General features: G+C 55.9%; 12 protein-coding genes and 1 pseudogene. 9 read left to right on the top strand and 4 right to left on the bottom strand.

The window, feature by feature from the left end; translation table 11 throughout:
- The first annotated feature begins 19 nt into the window (after window positions 1-19).
- Window positions 20-547, top strand: coding sequence for a hypothetical protein (locus EO087_RS13395; protein ID WP_128899303.1), 528 nt, complete (start codon window positions 20-22; stop codon window positions 545-547).
- Window positions 548-779: 232 nt separating this feature from the next.
- Window positions 780-1,292 carry a phage baseplate assembly protein gene (locus EO087_RS16305; RefSeq protein ID WP_164931711.1) on the top strand — a complete coding sequence of 171 codons (513 nt, stop codon included), beginning with the start codon at window positions 780-782 and terminating at the stop codon, window positions 1,290-1,292.
- On the opposite strand, the gene EO087_RS13390 is transcribed toward EO087_RS16305, so the two are convergent.
- The gene (locus EO087_RS13390; protein WP_343132989.1) at window positions 1,219-1,749 is read right to left on the bottom strand and encodes a transposase; all 531 of its coding nucleotides are present in this window, start codon (window positions 1,747-1,749) and stop codon (window positions 1,219-1,221) included. The genes EO087_RS16305 and EO087_RS13390 overlap by 74 nt on opposite strands.
- 85 nt (window positions 1,750-1,834) lie before the next feature.
- Here EO087_RS13390 and EO087_RS13385 point away from each other — a divergent pair.
- Window positions 1,835-2,284: pseudogene (locus EO087_RS13385) on the top strand (zinc finger domain-containing protein); the annotation flags it as partial.
- Between the two features lie 65 nt (window positions 2,285-2,349).
- Here the strand turns inward: EO087_RS13385 and EO087_RS13380 are convergent.
- Complete coding sequence (locus tag EO087_RS13380; RefSeq protein WP_128899302.1) at window positions 2,350-3,123, bottom strand: hypothetical protein; 774 nt, start codon at window positions 3,121-3,123, stop codon at window positions 2,350-2,352.
- Window positions 3,124-3,411: 288 nt separating this feature from the next.
- Here EO087_RS13380 and EO087_RS13375 point away from each other — a divergent pair, with 288 nt between their 5' ends.
- The 4 genes from EO087_RS13375 (at window position 3,412) to EO087_RS13360 (ending at window position 7,946) form a co-directional block, all read left to right on the top strand.
- Window positions 3,412-5,394 (top strand): UvrD-helicase domain-containing protein, encoded by a 1,983-nt coding sequence (locus EO087_RS13375; RefSeq protein ID WP_128899301.1) that lies wholly within the window; start codon window positions 3,412-3,414, stop codon window positions 5,392-5,394.
- A 64-nt stretch (window positions 5,395-5,458) separates the two neighbouring features.
- The gene (locus EO087_RS13370) at window positions 5,459-5,923 is read left to right on the top strand and encodes a hypothetical protein (RefSeq protein ID WP_164931845.1); all 465 of its coding nucleotides are present in this window, start codon (window positions 5,459-5,461) and stop codon (window positions 5,921-5,923) included.
- Between the two features lie 164 nt (window positions 5,924-6,087).
- Window positions 6,088-6,600, top strand: a complete 513-nt coding sequence (locus EO087_RS13365) for a type III secretion system chaperone (RefSeq protein WP_128899299.1) — start codon at window positions 6,088-6,090, stop codon at window positions 6,598-6,600.
- 53 nt (window positions 6,601-6,653) lie between these two features.
- A complete protein-coding gene (locus EO087_RS13360; protein WP_128899298.1) occupies window positions 6,654-7,946 on the top strand; it encodes a hypothetical protein in 1,293 nt (430 codons plus the stop codon).
- A 355-nt stretch (window positions 7,947-8,301) separates the two neighbouring features.
- Here EO087_RS13360 and EO087_RS13350 read toward each other — a convergent pair whose 3' ends face one another.
- Complete coding sequence (locus EO087_RS13350; RefSeq protein ID WP_128899952.1) at window positions 8,302-9,249, bottom strand: AI-2E family transporter; 948 nt, start codon at window positions 9,247-9,249, stop codon at window positions 8,302-8,304.
- Between the two features lie 467 nt (window positions 9,250-9,716).
- Here EO087_RS13350 and plsB point away from each other — a divergent pair, with 467 nt between their 5' ends.
- Window positions 9,717-12,401: a glycerol-3-phosphate 1-O-acyltransferase PlsB gene (gene plsB / locus EO087_RS13345; RefSeq protein ID WP_128899297.1), complete on the top strand. Its 2,685-nt coding sequence runs from the start codon at window positions 9,717-9,719 to the stop codon at window positions 12,399-12,401.
- Between the two features lie 39 nt (window positions 12,402-12,440).
- On the opposite strand, the gene EO087_RS13340 is transcribed toward plsB, so the two are convergent.
- Window positions 12,441-17,447: a putative Ig domain-containing protein gene (locus tag EO087_RS13340; RefSeq protein WP_164931844.1), complete on the bottom strand. Its 5,007-nt coding sequence runs from the start codon at window positions 17,445-17,447 to the stop codon at window positions 12,441-12,443.
- Window positions 17,448-17,862: 415 nt separating this feature from the next.
- Between EO087_RS13340 and EO087_RS13335 the strand changes: the two genes are divergently transcribed.
- Entirely contained in the window at window positions 17,863-18,396 is a 534-nt protein-coding gene (locus tag EO087_RS13335; protein ID WP_128899295.1) for a tail fiber protein, read from the top strand.
- The last annotated feature ends 16 nt before the right edge of the window (window positions 18,397-18,412 follow it).

Here is an 18,412-nt window from a genome sequence, read left to right as displayed (position 1 = left end):
ATCCTGGTCGAATATATGGATGAATGAATTGAATGATCCCGAATTGAATGATCCCGAATTGAATGATCCCGAATTGAATGATCCCGATAGGACTCCCATTATTCTTATTCGCCAAGAGCTTCTGAGACACGCGGAATGCCAGACATTACCCCGGAAATTACAACATGCCAAGCAAAGGGATGCTAATGTAATTATCCCCCTCACCTTCGCCGGAAGGAACTATAACGTCACTGTGGACCCCGCAGACCGATTTACGGTCCAGCGATCCGACGGCTTTATATCACGTTTTATTACCGGATTGCGCGATTTTTTCTCGCGCCCACCACGCGAATCCTGGTCGAATATATGGATGAATGAATTGAATGATACCGAACCCAAATTGAATTATTCCGATAGGGCTCCCATTATTTTTATTCGCCAAGAGCTCCTGAGACTCGCGGAATGCCAGACATTACCCCGGAAATTACAACATGCCAAGCAAAGGGATGCTATCGTCCAGGAGTGTATTGCCAGACAAAAGGCCTCAGAAGAGTCCCCATTTGGTTGACCCACCGAGTGTTCTTGAACCAATGTCGCAGAAAGCTCGCTCCGCAATGCTCGTGTTGGATGGTCGGCCCTTGACCATTGCCATTAGGGGATTTCGGGGTCACCCATGAATTAGTCTTTCGCCGATATGCTCATGCGCCACGAACGGATAACGAAGGGTGCTCTTACGAACACCGAAAAGCCTGGGTGGAACAGCGGTTGCTGACGTTCACTATGGCCCCTTCTTCTCATCCATGACCGATGATCTCACCCTGACCATCCATGGTCAGACTATCTCTGGCTGGACGGGCATCCGGCTGACCCGAGGGGTAGAGCGGCTACCGTCCGATGGCAGTATCGGTTTCACCGAGCTGTATCCGGGAGAGCTGGCGCAAGTCATGGTCCAACCGGGTCAAGCCTGTACGGTTTCGATGGGTGATGATTTGGTGATGACCGGCTACGTCGATCGGTTTATCCCGTCGATCTCCGATGGCCAGCACAGCATCCAGGTGCTCATTCGATCCAAGTGCGAGGACCTGGTCGACTGCTCGGCGGAATGGCCTAACGGGCAAATGAGCGGCACGTCTGCCCTGGATATGGCCCAGAAGCTGGCGGCCCCCTACGAGATTGGCGTCGTTTGCTCGGTTGCGGGCCTACCGTCCATACCTCAGTTCGGCAAAACTGAGGTCAGATTCAGTGTGTCACGAACGCGATCGAAAGCTCGCGATGCTGTATCAAACGCGATGCTGTATCAAAGATGGGAGTAGGCCTCCCGGGGTCGGCTTGCAGGAACACAGCAGCACTAGACCACGGAAACTTCGTAGGGTCATCGATCATGCGTGCACGAACAGGATTGAGATCGATGTAGCGGTGACAGTGCAAGATGTAGCTTTCGCTGTCGACGAGGCAAGACTTATAACGCCCCTCCCACAAAGTGCCTGTGCGCAGGTGGCGTATATTGAATTGATCGACGTAGTGGCGTCCAAGCTTCTGCATTAGGCGGGCGATGGCACCTATTGCTGGTGGTGTAACAAGTAAGTGTACGCGATTGTTCATCAAGACATATGCATGGAGTTGGCAGTTCGTGTGCAATAACGCTTCGTGTAGTAATTGCAAGTAGCGAAGACGATCACTGTCATCGAGAAAGCAAGGGAGGCGATTGTTGCCTCGTTGCACGATGTGCTGCGGAACGTAAGGGAGATCGAGTCTAGGTTGGCGCGCCATATTTCGAGTGTGGCGCTATGTGCATTCGAAACAGAGTCATCAAGTAGGAACGGGAACGATGAACGTCAGTGTTTACCATCCTGTCGCCTAGGAAGTGAACCTGACCCTGAGGTTTCTGGAACCGCTTACGGATGCCTTCGACGGTGACCTGCTGTTCCAACGCTCACGCGGGCGCAAGGCGGCGGTAAAACTGTTCCTGATGGACAACACGGTGGTGGTCGGCGTTGGAAATATCTATGCCAGCGAAGCCCTGTTCGCTGCTGGCATCGATCCACGCCGCAGCGCAGGCGCGGTTTCCCGCCAGCGTTACCAGCGCCTGGCCGCAGAGGTGAAGCGCATTCTTGCCTGGGCCATTGAACGCGGCGGTACCACCTTGCGCGACTTTCTCAATCCAGACGGTGCGCCGGGTTATTTCTTCCGCGAGTTGTTTGTTTATGGGCGGAAAAGCGAACCATGTAAGGTGTGCGGCGCGACGATCCGACAGGCGCTAATCGGACAGCGCTCGACGTTCTGGTGTCCACGCTGTCAGAAGTAGATTGGGGTGCAAACCCCAACAGGCGATCCATATGGAAATGGCAAAGTTGGGGTTTGCACCCCAACCTACGGTTCGGAAGGCCAGTGCAACGCCACATACGTATTGTTGAACCGCGGGTCGTCATATCCGCCGCCCAGTTCCGCTGTCACTCCGCCAAACACGCCATCAACTTCCAGCGACTGCCCATCCTTGAAATGCGCACCCAGGGCCTGTAGCTCGACCAATCGCTGGCATAGCGAACCGGCGCGGTCGATCTCTTGCGCTGGCACATCGCGCAGGCTGATATCAGGCCGACCAAACTTGCGCAGTCCGCGCGTGTGGATCCATAAGCGATCCGAATCGTCTTCCTCGTCGCGCAGGATCAGCACGTGATTGCGCAAGGGTGCGCCATCCTTGATCAGATAACGCTGGCGCCACTCGTCAGCGCTGAACAAACTGAGTATCTGGGGATCGAGAACGGCTACGCCGCCGATGTCGAGCAAGCCCGCCAGCACACCAAACGTATCGCGCAGATAGCCGGTATCCGCGCTGTCCTTGAAACGCCCGCGCAGCACCAATACCTGTGGCGCCGCCATGGCTTTCTCGAACGCCTCCGGCGCATCGCTCTGGAACAGATCGCCCAGCGCGCCTTTCAAGGGATAACCTTCCCACTCACGCAATGCGCTGTGATGATGACTGGTCAGCTCCACTTCTTCCGGTAGGCCGTCGCTGCCGTACTGCGCAGAGGGCACGCGGATCGGCTGGAATTCGCCGAACACGTAGAACTGCACCAGGATTTCCTCATCGCTGGGCTGCCAGTGCGGGCGCTGCCAGGCGGGAAAATAAAGCGGATTGCTCATGGATGGATCCTTATAGAGAAATACAACTTGGCCATGGTCTCCCAACCGTGCAGATGACTTTGCATGGTACTGCCATTTTTGCGTCATTCGGCTCCCATCCAACCGAAATGATTCCTAACATTGGCCCATGTTCTGGCAGAAGCTGCCGATAACGCCTTGTCGCGACTCGGATAACCGTCTGCGGGCAACTCATACCTCGTCCCGTCCCAGGCAGATCAGACGCCATTCGCGCCGCGTCGCTGGTACCATCATGCACCGCGCCTATGCGCATGACGCTTTGCTCGACGCATGCTCAACCCCCAACAACTGGCCGCCGTCGAACATGTCGACAGCCCGCTGCTGGTGCTCGCCGGCGCAGGTTCCGGCAAGACGTCCGTGATCACGCAAAAGATTGCGCACCTGGTGCAACGGCGCAAACTGGCCGCCTCGAAGATCGCCGCGATCACGTTCACCAACAAGGCTGCGCGCGAAATGCGCGAGCGGGTCGGCAAACTGGTTAGTGCGGAGGATGCACAGGCGTTGACCGTGTGCACGTTCCACGCATTGGGCCTGAAGTTCCTGCAAATGGAACACGCGCGCGCCGGCCTGCGCCGTGGCTTTTCCGTATTGGACGCCGACGACAGCGAGAACATCGTGAAGGAACTTGCACCGAAAGGTGCCAAGCCCGACGTGCTGTTCGGCATCCGCAACCTACTCAGCCGGGCCAAGAACAGCGGCCTTTCACCAGAAGAAGTGCTCGTCGCCGCACGCAGCCCGCGCGAACTGGACGCTGCCACCCTTTATGAGCTGTATCAGCAGCGGCTGACCGCGTTCAACGCCGTGGACTTCGATGACCTTATCCGCCTGCCGCTACGCATTCTCGAAAGCGATGAGGAATGCCGCAACGGCTGGCGCGAGCGCCTACGCTACTTACTGGTGGACGAATACCAAGACACTAACGATGCGCAATACCGTCTGCTGAAAGCATTGTCAGGCGATCGCGGGCATTTCACCTGCGTGGGCGACGACGACCAGTCGATCTATGCATGGCGCGGCGCCAACCCGGAAAACATCGACCAGCTCGGCAAAGATTGGCCCAGTCTTCGCGTGATCAAGCTGGAACAGAATTATCGCTGCGGCAAGCGCATCCTGCGCGCTGCCAACCAGCTCATCGCCAACAATCCCCATTTGCACACGAAAAAACTGTGGAGCGAGCACCCGGAAGGTGCGCCCATCCGCGTGATCGAGTGCAAGGACAACGAGCACGAAGCCGAGCGCATCGCCGGCATGGCCGTGACCCTGGCCGAAAAGCACAAGGTACGCTGGCACGATATGGCGATCCTTTATCGCGGCAATTTCCAGGCACGTCCGCTGGAAAAAGCGCTACGACTGGCGCGCGTGCCGTATCACCTCACCGGCGCCTTGTCCTTCCTCGACCGCGTCGAAGTGAAGGACCTGCTGTGCTATTTGCGCCTGCTCACCAACCCCAGTGACGACGCCGCATTCCTGCGCGTGGTGAACGTACCCAAGCGTGAAGTCGGTGCCGCGACGCTGGAAAAGCTCGGGCAGATTGCACAAATACGCTACTGCTCACTGCTGGAAGCTACCCGCAGCGACAGTGTGCTGCGCCAGCTCAGCCCGCGCCCCGCCGCGGCACTCGCCTCGTTCTCCGATCTGCTGGATGAATTTCGTAGTGCCTCGATGCACGAAAGCGCTGCCGACCTGGTGGACCGCGTGCTGACCCGTACCAACTATGCCGCGCATATTGCAGCAAGCACGGCAGACGTCACTCTGCGCGATCGCCGGCTTGGCAATCTGCGCGAACTGGCGGACTGGTTCCGCGCCATGCAAAAAGGCAATCACAGCGTCGGCAACCTGGCGTCACAACTCGCACTGCTCAATCATGCCGATCGCGACGAACCCGGCAACACGCTGCGCATGATGACTTTGCATGCGGCGAAGGGACTGGAATTTCGCTTTGTGTTTATCGTGGGCTGCGAGGAAGGCACCTTGCCGCACGACGGCGTCATCGACGAGGGCCGCGCCGACGAAGAGCGACGCCTGATGTACGTGGGCATCACCCGCGCCAAGGAATTGCTCACACTGTCCTGGTCATCCAAGACCAAACGCTATGGCGAAATACACAACAACCAGCCCAGTCGCTTTCTGCATGAATTGCCGCAGGACGATCTGCACTGGGAAGGCAAAGATCTGGAAGCCGACAAGGAAGCTGTCCGAGAAACAGCTGAATCGCACATGGCAAAGATTGCCGCCATGCTGGCGGGTCACTGAGATCACGCCATGACCTGCCACGGCTTTCCGCACGAATAGCAGCGAGCTCAGTCTGTTCGGAGGGTTGCTCCATACGCTTTACATCGGGGATGTGTTGCTCGCGGATGCGCTCTACTGCAGTTATTTCGTCATAGCGACGCTGCAGCGCCTGGGCGTGGATGTAGTGTTTGAGCAACACGATTCACGGACAACGGATTTTCGTCGCGGTCAACGTCTTGGCGTGCGCGATCATCGAGTGACCTGGAACAGACCGGCAAGACCCATTGGGATGACGCCAGAGCAGCATCAAGTTTTTCCAGTCACGTTGACGCTGCGCGAGGTAGATGTAGGAGGAAAGATTCTTGTGACCACGTTGATCGATCCGCGAGATGTGCACAAGAAAAGTCTGATTCAGGTGTTCGCCTTATTTTTCACATTAGCGATCGATCAGAACATCCTTGATAACCTACTATTTGGATTCAATATCAGGTGTTTACCCGGTAGCGACGAGATTCTCCGCACACAATACTATCTTTGGCAAATGCCTTGATCTTAATCATAAAGATCAAGTTCCCATCTGCATTAAGCAATAGTCAATACACGATAGTAAGTTTAGTGAAGCACATTAATAATAATTACAAATACAAAACCATTTAAATTTGTTACTACATAAATTCAATTTTTTAAAATTATAGATTAAATGATGGCGCTGAAATGGCTAATACATTACCTATTGAGAAAAATAAATTTTCGGAACTCATCGTTGAAGCGATGAGGAAGCTAAATATTTCGGAAGAAAAGATTTCCAGAATAAGTGAAAAGCTAGAAGTCGATGCGCAGTACGAAGCTCCTATCTATTGCGCATTCGAGATAGATAATGTGTCAACTATGCTGAAGTGGCATAAATCCTCAGGCGTTGAGCGTGTAGATGCAATCACTGTGGTATGCACCCTTCCACGCGATCATCGCCGTCCTAAGGTGTTAGAAACATTATTGGAATATAACTATAAATGCCACGATGGCACACCCGCCCATTTTGGGGTTAATGGACAAGACGAGATTTTGATGTACTTCGAACAGCTTCTCGTTGAGATTAACGCGAAAAAATTGGTCGACCTCATCATGTCAGCTATTTATCTGTCAAAACGCTTTGATGAAAATTATGCCGTGAACAGGAATAATTATGAAGAAATTGACTTTATTAAAAAATTTTCCTCTAAAGCTTAATTCACGTTAATTATTTCATTAAACTTAAAATATCTAATAACAGTATATAATATATGTTTAGCACAACACCAATAACGCCTTTGCAATACGCAGTGGTAGCAAATGAAGTAGATATCGTAGTACCTCGTCGGAGGACTGGTCATGCCACAAGAGATCTGCAAGGAGGCGCGGAATGGCTTTCGTGGAAAAACTTTCAGGAGCTATGTCCACGCACTGCTGCGGTAGTTCAAGGATGCACACAGCCTGAAAACGTTCTGGTTGTGACTACGCAGCTAGATGAAAGAGATAGTTCCGAGAGGGATGAGTTAAATAACGCTGTTAACACGAATTATTATAATAATAATCGAGATAAAACGCTACATAATTCACATATATTCGGTGATCGATTTGGTGTAACTGCTAAACTCCCTAATATTGATGGCGAAGAAATACCTCAAACGGCATATCAGACATCATCGGTTAACTTGTGCACCGATAAATCTATTGAAAATAAGATAAGTAAAAAGATTAAAAATAATGATAGCGGCGGACTCCGAGGATCCGGGGTCGGCGTTGCAACTTTTTCAGGTGATGGCGCCGGTCTTAATGTGTCAAGGCTTGTTCATGTAGGAAAAGAGCATATGGCTTTTTCATATAACATAGTGAACGGAAAGTCCACGGAGGTGAATAAGGAACTCTCTGTTCTTGATCGTTTGGAAATGGACAGTGAAGAGCTTAAGGCTTTCCAGAAAGAGGCAGAAGTGGAGGAAGAAAAAAAATATAAAGATATTAAGTCTTATAATAATGATCGAGCCAACAAGATTATGGGCCAATCATTACACTCGAGACCTTCACGCCGATCATCTAATGCATCGAGTATAGCGGACGCCTCCCTTAACGTGCTTGTCGCTGCGAGACGTTCTTCTAATAACACCATCGATACTTTGGCGAATATTAATAAGGAATGTAGCAAACGTGTCGAAAATTTACGTGAAAGAATAGAAATTAGTATGGAAGATCTTCTTCTAGATAACGCCGAAAACATTTTCTTCGCGGAAATCCATGGACTGTATGAACATGAAGCGCTTTTGACGATAGTTAATGATATTAATTGTAATAAGCATAAATGGGAAGAAATGCTAGGAAAAGAAGAGCTAAACCAATTTTTGAATCGCTTGGACGGAGAGGTCGTGCGTACGAAGAGTATTGAAGACAGACTAAATAGAGATACGGATCGCGATAGCGTTAATAAAAAGAAAAAGGATCGTATAACAATTACTGGCGCAGCTGCTGCCAGGAAGCGAATAGATCAAGCAACAACTACTGACGCAGTTACTGCTAAAAGGCATAAAAAAGATGCAATGTAATGGTCAATACCCCTCGGGCGATACCAACCGAAAGTGGAGACATAGCGCGAAGCGCATCTCAACTGACTGACGTGCAAAGTTCATGTAGACGCGACCATACCAGTCCACCGCTTTGCGCGGTCGAAAGGTATAGCCCAAGAACGTGAGCTTCACCGCAGGATAATTCATCGTCCGATTTACGTCTCGGCAATAAATTATCCGTTTTTTGTCTGGATACAATTCCAGGCCATATGCTCGAAACCGTTCGGCAATTCGGCGCAAGCGTAGTCATCGTGGGCACTATGGCGACGACGAACAACACAGAATCGCGGCGAAAGACACCGTAATGATGGGATGGTACTTGTGAGACATCACACTAAATTATCCCTTCCGACTCCAGCTCGCTCTTGAGATACGCGTAGTAAATCGGCGCGGCAACCAGCCCGGCCAAACCAAACGCTGCCTCCATGATCAGCATCGCCACCAGCAATTCCCATGCGCGCGCACGTATCTGCGTGCCAATGATGCGTGCGTTGAGAAAATATTCGAGCTTGTGAATCACAATCAGGAAACCCAGCGATGCCACGGCCACCCACACGGATACGGACAAACCGGCAATCGTCACCGCCGTGTTCGAAATCAGGTTCCCGATCACCGGCAGCAAGCCGGCCAGAAAGGTGATCACCACCAGCGTCTTGGACAAAGGAACGTGAATCCCCAACAGCGGCAGCACACCCAGCAGAAAGATGGCCGTCGCTGCCGTGTTGATCAGCGAAATCTTGATTTGCGCGAACACAATGTTATGAAACGCCTCAGCCAGATGCTGGCAACGTTCTCCCAATGCCCCGACCAGCGGCCCCACCTGATGCGGCGGGCGGGCGCGATTGAGCGCTACCAGCGCGCCCAACACCATCCCAACCATGATGCGCACCAGCACCCGCGCCGTTTCCTTGCCCACGTTTTGCAGACTCATCGCGTGTTTGCGGGCTAGGTCCAACGCCATGACACGCAATTCATCCACGCTATCCGGCAGCCAGTTGGTAATCGCCGTGGGCAATTGCTCGCGCGCCTTTTCCACCAGCGGCATCAGTTGCTGCTGCCACAAAAGATCGGGGTCGCCCATTTCCTTGCGGAAGAAGCTCACCAGCCACGCGACCAGCAAAGTCAAAAGACCGACGACGATCACGCCCAGTAGGGTCACTACCACCAACCGTGCACGGTCACCGGAGATGCGGCGACCGAGTAGCGGCGTCATGGCATGCACCAGTTCGTACACCAGCAAACCCGCCAGCAAAGCTGGCAGCAGGTGCAGAAACAGCAGCATCGTCAATGCAAGCGCTGCAAGGATGTAACTCGTGATGCGAATACCACGGGAGGCATCAGTAAGTGCTGGCACGTGGGTGGCCTATGGCAGAGCAGGGTGCCGGCAAGTCTGTCATAAACTTGCGCTATCCTCCCGCTACGCTGTCTCTGTCGCAGAAAATCAATGCCTTGCGCATCGATTAGCTTAACTATTAATCACTTAGATACATAAAGTTAAAGTATTGCATGAAGTTAAACAGCCCCGTATCATGAGCCCCGTCGAATCCTGCTGACCTCCAATCCACGGCGGGCAACGGCCATTTCCCTTCCGGCGATGCCGGCATAACCCTGCGAGGCCCATCGCCCGTGGGGTTTTCTTTATGATGCAGCGCGGCCCCTATGCGCCACGAGCTCGGTTCGGCCACAACCGCCCTCCCAACAGGGCAGGAGCTGCAGCAGGCGCCAATCCGCTAACGATAGAATATGCAGATGCCGACTATGACGACCGCGGAAACCACCTACCGCAGCCGCGCCCCCTGGTGGTTCAACCTCACCGGGCACCTGCTTGAGCCCTGGGTACGCATCCGCCGCGACCCCGCCGAACCAGCCGCGCTGCTGAAAAGCAGCGCCCCGGTTTGCTATGTCATCGAGCGCGACGGCTTTTCCGATGCGCTGATCCTGGATCGCGCCTGCCGCGAGGCGGGCCTGCCCAGCCCGATGCAATCGCTGGCGCATACGCGCCGCAAGCGCTCCGTCTTTGCGCTTGCCCGCCGCGACGGCGAAGTGTTCGGGCGCAACCGCAAGCACTCACCCAATGAGCCTATCGGTCAGTTGATCCGCTCGCTGAAAGGTTTTCCCGAACGTGATATCCAGATCGTGCCGGTGTCGATCTACGTCGGCCGAGCACCTTCGCGTGAAACCGGCTGGTTCCGTGTGCTGTTCTCGGAAAACTGGGTAATGGTCGGCCGCTTCCGGCGCATGCTCGCCTTGCTGCTGAATGGTCGCGACACCATCGTGCACTTCTCCGCACCCGTGTCGCTGCGCACGGTCATGGATGAAAGCCGCGAACTGCAGCCAGAGCGCTTCGCCCGCAAGATAGCGCGTGTACTGCGCACCCACTTCCGCCGCATTCGCGCGGCGGTGATCGGGCCGGACCTTTCGCACCGGCGCACCGTGGTCGACGCCGTGCTCAATGCCGAACCCGTGCGTACCGCGATCACGGCTACCGCCTCCAAGGAAGGTATCAGCTACGCCAAGGCGTGGGAACGCGCGCACAAGATGACGATGGAAATTGCCGCCGACTATTCGCATCCCGTCGTGCGCTCGCTGTCATTTCTCCTGCGCAATTTCTGGAACAAGCTGTACGATGGCATCACCATGCATCACTTTGACAAAGCCCGCGCCGCTGCGCCCGGCTACGAAGTGGTGTACGTGCCCAGCCATCGCAGCCACGCCGACTATCTGCTGATGTCGTATCAGTTATACGCCTCTGGCGTGGTGGTGCCGCATATCGCCGCTGGTGTGAACCTCAATCTGCCGCTGATTGGGCCGCTCCTGCGCCGTGGCGGCGCGTTCTTCCTGCGCCGCAGCTTCAAGGGCAATGCGCTGTATCCGGTGGTGTTCAACGAATACCTGGCACAGCTTATTGATCGCGGGGTACCGATCGAATATTTCATCGAAGGCGGACGCTCGCGCACCGGCCGACTGCTGGCGCCACGCGCCGGACTGCTCACCATGACCGTACGCGCCTTCCTGCGCGCACCACGCCGCCCAGTGCTGTTCCAGCCCGTCTACATCGGCTACGAAAAGCTGACCGAAGGTAAGAGCTACGCTGGCGAGCTATCCGGCCAGCCGAAGGAAAAAGAATCGCTGATCGGCCTGATTCGCAGCCTTAGCGTACTGCGCCAGCGCTACGGCCATGTTGCGCTGAATTTCGGCGAGCCGATCGAGCTGATGCCGATGCTCGACGCCACCAGCAAAGACTGGCGCAATACCACCGGTGATGCGAACACGAAACCCGAATGGCTCAACAGTGTGGTCGACAAGCTGGCCGAACAGATCCAGATCAACATCAATCGCGCGGCAGACGTCAATCCGATCAACTTGCTGGCGCTGGCCCTGCTTTCCACGCCCAAGCATGCGATGGCGGAAAACGATCTGCTCACGCAATTGGAGTTAATGAAGTCACTGCTGCAAGAGCTGCCCTATTCGGATCGCATCACACTCACACCGATGGCACCCGATGCTATCGGCGCTTACGGCGAACAGATGGGCTGGATCACCCGCGTACGCCATCCGCTCGGCGACGTACTGACAGTGGAAAGCGAGTCGGCGGTGCTGCTGAGCTACTTCCGCAACAACGTGCAGCACCTCATTGCCCCAGCGGCATGGGTGGCCTGCTGCTTCCTCAACAACCGACGCATGACACGCGCCTCGATCCTGCGTTTGGGCCGCATCATTTATCCCTTTATCCGGGGCGAACTGTTCCTGCCCTGGGACAGCGAGGGCTTCGGCCAACAATTGCAGGCCACCGTCGATTTCTTCGTACGCCGAGGCCTGCTGGAAGCCCGCGGCGAAGGCCGCGTGCTGGAACGCGGCCCCGGGCAGGACGATGCGGCATATCAGCTTAAAGTGATCGCGCGCAGTCTGATCCAAGCCTTCGAACGCTACTACATCACCATTGCTGCCCTGGTGAAGAACGGCCCGCACACCATCTCCGCCGCCGAGCTGGAAAACATCTGCACGCTCACCGCACAGCGCCTGAGCCTGCTCAGCGAACTTTCGGCACCCGAATTTTTCGACAAAGCCCTGTTCCGCGGCTTTATCCATAAACTACGCGAACGCCGCGTGGTATGGACCGACGACGGGGGCAAACTCGACTACGATATAGCGCTGGAAGACATGGTGCGTGACGCCCGCGTCATCCTCTCCCGGGAAATGCGCCACTCCATTCTCAAGATCACCGGCGGCGATCCGGAGAAAGAATCAGCCCACCCTGCCGCTGCACCCGCAGAGCAACCCGTATCTGTGACGCAAACCGAGAGCGAAAAGCTTGGTGAGCAGCAGGAACTGCCGTTGAATACCAGCGAAGAGCTGCATGAGCGGCATGTCGCCACGGAGCGTCACGAGCATGAACGTGAGCATGCGCCGGTCGATCACGACAAGAACAGATAAGCCGCGGCGTCACTGCAAACCCCGCGGCCTTTGCGTTTTTTATGGGTTGAAGGGTATCTGTATCCCCAGCAGGATGGTCTGGCTGTTCTGATTGCTGCCATCCATTTCATTGTCGTATTCCAGCCGTATGGTCGTCCCTTTGGCGTATTGCCAATTGACGCCTATGCCAAGCATGTAGTGATTGCGCGCCAGGCGATCGACCGGTGCACTGTAATATTCGCCTGCCGATTGCAGATCCGCATAACTCATCGTCGCTTCGCTGGCGCTCTGGAAATCGTGCCCATATTCAAGGCGCAGTTGCGGCATGACCATACCGTTGTCGAGCTTGAAGACATAACTCGTCAGCACACCCAAACTGGTGGTACTAGTACTGACCGTCTCACCTTGGTAATGCAGCGCATAGATGTCGTCACCTTGTTCGGTGTAACCGTCGAGGTCCGCATACGCAAGATCGACACGTCCATACGGCGAGACCATCCATGCATCCTTGCGCCACACATAGCCACCCGAGAACGAAGCGAACCACTGCCCGCCCTCGCGATGACCGTTGACCCGATTGCCGTCGACCGTTACGTAACGATCTGTATTGAACGAAAGCCACTGATAGCCAAGCACGCCATCGATAAAGGTAGACTCGCCAGGGCTGTAGCTCGCATAAGCGGCCAGGCTGTAACTGTCCCCACTCATGCGGCTGCCGTTGCTACCAACATGGGTATCGTTATGGCCGTAGCCAAAACCACCACCTACCGCAAACGATGGCGAGATACGTTTATCGACACCCGCACTGATCCCGCTGGTGTTGAAGTTGAAGCCGTTTGCACTGGCGCTGCTGTCGCGCGACCCGAAATTGATCGCACCACCCGTCCATACCGCATAACCATCCGGCAGCGCCGTGGTGGCCGTGGACGGGGCCCTTTGTGGTTGCGGATCAAGCCAATTGCGTTGGATGGGCCCCTGATTCTGCACATTGAGCATGCGTTGTTGCGCCATCATCATGCTGTCGGAACTGAAACTCAGGTTGTTCTGGAATCCACCGCTACCACCCCCGCCATGCAGTACTTCCAGACGCTGCTGGAAGTTGTTGATCTGACCTAGTGCAAAGTTGCGAGTCGCGTCGACCTGCGCGGCAAGCACGCCTAGCACTTGCGCATCTTTCGATGGATCAGGACGCGCCGATACAGCAATCGTCACGGTCGCCGGAGTGGAAGTCGCGAACGCATTGGAGAGTGTGAATGTCAGCACCACGTTGCCGCTAAACGCAGGTGCGCCGACAAACTTCAATTGATAACCGCCGGATACCGCTTGGATCAATGCCGTGCCCGCCGAGGCGGGTGACACCGATATCAGCGCAGCACCCGTGAACGGTCCACCCTGCGCGCCCTGGGTCAAATTCACCTGTGCCGTTCGACCGGCGACTAGCGTGGTGTTTTGCGATACCGCCATCGGAATCGGTTCGTTGATGATGGTGACGGTGATCGGCACGGAAGTACCGAACGGATTGGTCAAGGTATACAGCAGCGTTGCCCGTCCCGATGCCTCGGCATCAGGCGTGTAGACGATGTTGGTACCCGATACCACCGCATGCCCAGTGCTTGGCTGCTGCGTGATCGTTACCGCGGTGTACGGCGCGCCACTGGCATCGCGCACTGCATTGATGGTCAACGGTTTGGAACCCATCGCGATCACGGTTTGTTCCGGCACAGAGGGTACCGCCAGCGATGTGACCACAATGGTTAGGGTGGCCGCTGCCGAGGTGCCGCCCGGCCCGGTGGCCGTAAAGGTGAGTGTATCGGTACCAAAATAATGGGTGGCCGGTGTGTACACGATATGCAAACCGTTCACACTGGCATTGCCATGCGAAGGTGCTGTGGCGATGACGACGCTGTTGATCGGCCCGCCCTTATCCAGTGACCCGATAGCGATGACCACTGGCTGATCGGCAGGCGTGGTCACCTCATCATTGCTGATAACGGGCACGGCCTGCTCGACATTCACACTATAGCTTTGCGATGCGGTGAAGTTGTTGCTGTCCTTAGACATCACCGTAAACGAGAATGCACCATTCACCGCAGGTGTGCCGGACAGCAAGCCGCCCGAGCTCAAGCTAAGCCCGCCGGGCAAGCTGCCCTGGCTGACCGAATAGGTGTACGTGCCCGTACCACCACGGGTTTGCAACTGCTGGCTATATGCCGCTGCATCTTGCGGATTTGGCAAGGTGGTAGGCGTTATCGTTAGCGTCGGTGCATTGACGGAGAGCGAATAACTGCGCATGCCCGTGAACGGCGCACCCGTACCGGTGCTGCTGTCGGTGGCCGTGACGGAGAACGTATAGGCACCAGATACCGTCGGCGTACCCGATAGCACACCCGCACTGGTCAAGCTCAAACCCGCCGGCAGACTGCCCGATGTTACAGTGTAGTGATAAGGGGCTGTGCCGCCGCTAGCAGTGAATGTTTGCGAATAAGCGCTTTCCGCGGTCGCCACGGTCAAGGTCGACGAACTGGGACTGAGGCTGATCGTCGCGGCCGTCATCGTCAACGTATACGCCTGGCTACCGGTAAAGCTGTTCGCATCCGTGGCGGTGATCGTGACATTGAACGCACCCGCCGCTGTTGGCGTACCGCTCAAGACACCGCTGCTACTCAAGGAAATACCCGCGGGCAAGCTGCCGGACGTCACACTGAAGCTGTATGGCGCTACGCCACCGCTGCCGCTCAGCGTCGCGGAATAATTGACACCCGCCACACCGCTGGTAAGCGTGGTCGGGGTTAGGGTGATCGTGCTGTTACTCACCGTCAGGCTGTAATTGTCCGTGGCGGTAAACGGCGCGCCGGTGCCGGTGGAACTGTCGGTCGCCGTGATCGCAAAACTGAAATGCCCCGCCTGCGTGGGCGTACCGGAGAGCACACCAGCACTCGACAAACTCACACCCGCCGGCAGACTGCCGCTGCTCACGTGGAAGGTATACGGCGACGTTCCGCCACTACCGCTGAAGCTTTGCGAATAGGCTGTAGCGTAGGTTGCGCTGAAGGCGGTGCCGTTGCTTGGCGATATAGACAACGTCGGCGCAGCTATCGTTACACCTGAGTAGGTCTGTGTCGCGGTATTGCTGTTCGCATCCGTTACCTTGACCGTAAAGGTGTAGCTGCCGCCCGCGGTCGGCGTACCGGAAATCACCCCGCCACTGCTGAGGCTCAAACCCGGCGGTAAGCTGCCGGACGAAATCGAGAAGGTATATGGCGGATTGCCATTGCTTGCACTAATAGTCTGATTATAACTCACGCCGACCGTTCCGTTGGGTACGCTGCTGGTGGTGATCGTCGGCGTCGATGCATTCACGGTCAGCGTGTAATTGGCGCTACCGGTATACGGCCCGGTACCGCTGCTGCTATCCGTGGCGGTAACGGTGAAGCTGAAATTGCCGTACACCGTGGGTGTACCGCCCAAGGCACCACTGCTCGCATTGAGCGTGACACCGCTGGGCAAGCTGCCACTGGTCACCGCATAGGTGTAAGGCGACGTACCACCACTGGCGTTGACGGTTTGGCTGTAACTGCTGTTTTGCGTGGCGCTTGGCAAGCTCGACGGCGACACCATGATGGTCGGCGCACTGATCGTGACATTCGAATAGGTCTTGGTGGCCGTGCTGCTAGCCGCATCCGTCACTCGTACGGTGAACGTATAGCTGCCACCCGCGGTGGGCGTGCCCGAAAATACACCGCTGCTGCTGAGACTCAAACCCGGCGGCAAACTGCCCGACGCCAGCGAGAAGGTATACGGCGAATTGCCGCCGCTTGCACTGATCGTTGTGCTGTAACTCACACCCACGGTGCCGTTGGGCACCGTACTGGTGGTGATGGTCGGCGCCGATGCATTCACGGTGAGCGTGTAATTGGCGCTGCCGGTATAAGGCCCGGTGCCGGTGCTGTTATCCGTGGCGGTGACGGTAAAGGTGAAGTTTCCATACACCGTGGGCGTACCGCTGAGCGTGCCGCTACTGGAAAGCGTGACACCACTGGGCAAGCTGCCGCTGGTCACCGCATAAGTGTAAGGCGAGGTACCGCCGCTGGCGGTGATAGCCTGGTTGTAACTGCTGCCTTGCGTCGCGGCCGGCAGGGTCGATGGCGATACGGTGATGGTGGGCGCCGCCATCGTCCAACTGGAATACGTCTTGGAGGCCGTATTGCTGCCGGCATCCGTTGCCTGCACGGTCACCGTAAACGTGCCGCCTGCGGTGGGCGTGCCCGATATCGTGCCACTGCCGCTGTTGAGGCTCAATCCCGCCGGCAAAGCCCCGGCGATGATGGCATAGGTATAAGGCGACGTGCCGCCGCTGGCGGTAATCGTTTGGCTGTAGGCACTAGCCACCGTGCCATTGGGCAGGGTGCTGGGGGAAATGCTGATGCTGGCGTTGGCAACCGTGAAACTGGAATAGGTTCGGCTGACCGACACGACACTGTCCGACAAGGTGACAGTGAACGAGTAGCTGCCGGCTGTCGTGGGCGTACCCGACAACACACCGCTAGTGCTGAGCGACAGCCCCGCCGGCAAGGTTGTCGAACTGAAGCTGTAACCGGAAGTCGTACCGCCCGCGCCGGAGATCGTCTTGCTATAAGCCGTGCCCACCGTAGCGTTGGGGAGACTGCTTGTGCTGATGTTGAGAATACTGATGGTTTCGGTATGGTTGATGTCGTTGGCATCGACCCAGACGTAGCTATCCGTCGTGTTGCCATTTCCGTTGTTGGTGTATTGCAGATATTGATCGTTATCGTCGACGTTGACGGCCGTGCCGTTGGTGGTATTGACCTGATCCGGACCTTGCGGCGGCGAACTGTCGGGATCGAAGGCCGGGTAGTTGGTACCCAGACCATCCAGGCTGCCGTAGATATCGGAACAATTGAAGGTGTTCAACGTTGCCGAACCACTGGCCGGCACTTCAAACGAGGCCGGGCAGCCGCTCAAATTACCGGCTCGCGCTGTGATCGGCATAAGGGCAAATGCCGCCAAAGATAAAACCAGCAGCAGCTTGTACAAAAGCGCGGCCATACGGGCGAAACGACCAGCGCTACGGCTCGCGCCGTCGCCATGTGTACGATTTGTGAGTGAAGAACATGCGAAGCATGCCAAAAACAGCCAAGCAAGCGTTCCCCACGCTGTAGCATGGCGATGTGAACGGATACTCACAACAGACAGCAGCCTCATCACTCACCCTCCCCCAGGGTGCAGCCTGCCTTTAAAAGGTCGGCCGCGAGTGGTAAACGTGCAGCTTTCGATCTAACTCGTGCCGAATTTATTTAAACGGCACGCTTTCGTGGCCCAGCCAAAAATAACTGCATATAACGTGCCGATACACGAAAATGCTTGGCGTGCTCGACCTTCAACAGGCTGCCACTTTAATTCAAAATGGCATCCTTAGGCTAAAGTGGCAAAGTTCCAATCATCCAGCCAAAAGGGGTTCACGATGTCTGACTACTTTCTCGGACAGATCATGCTAACCAGCTTCGGCTTTTCACCGCGTGGTTTCGCCCAGTGCAATGGGCAGTTGCTCCCCATCAACCAGAACACAGCGTTGTTTTCGTTGCTGGGCACTCAGTTCGGAGGTGACGGTCGCGTGAATTTCGCGCTGCCTGATATGCGAGGGCGCACGCCCGTAGGCGCCGGCCCGTCAGCCGATAGCGCATGGCAACCAACACCTTATTCCGTCGGCCAGTCATTAGGCGTGGAAACGGTGAGCTTGACCACGACCAACCTTCCTATGCACACCCACAACGTGACCAATACCGCTCAAAATGGCGTTTCCCGCAATCCCACCAACTCGCTTTACGGCAGCTTTGCCAATGAGGCCCTTTATGCCAGCGCCGCATCGGGGCTGTCTGCACTGAATCCGGCGCAGGTGCAAAACGCCGGTTCCGGGCTGCCGCACAACAATATGCAACCGAACCTCACCATCAACTTCAATATTGCGTTGAACGGCATCTATCCATCGCGCGGTTGAATCGAACCCAGAGAAA

Source organism: Dyella sp. M7H15-1 (assembly GCF_004114615.1).
GTDB lineage: Bacteria > Pseudomonadota > Gammaproteobacteria > Xanthomonadales > Rhodanobacteraceae > Dyella_B.
Note: the sequence above shows the minus strand (reverse complement) of the source record. Positions and strands in the feature narration are given on the sequence as shown.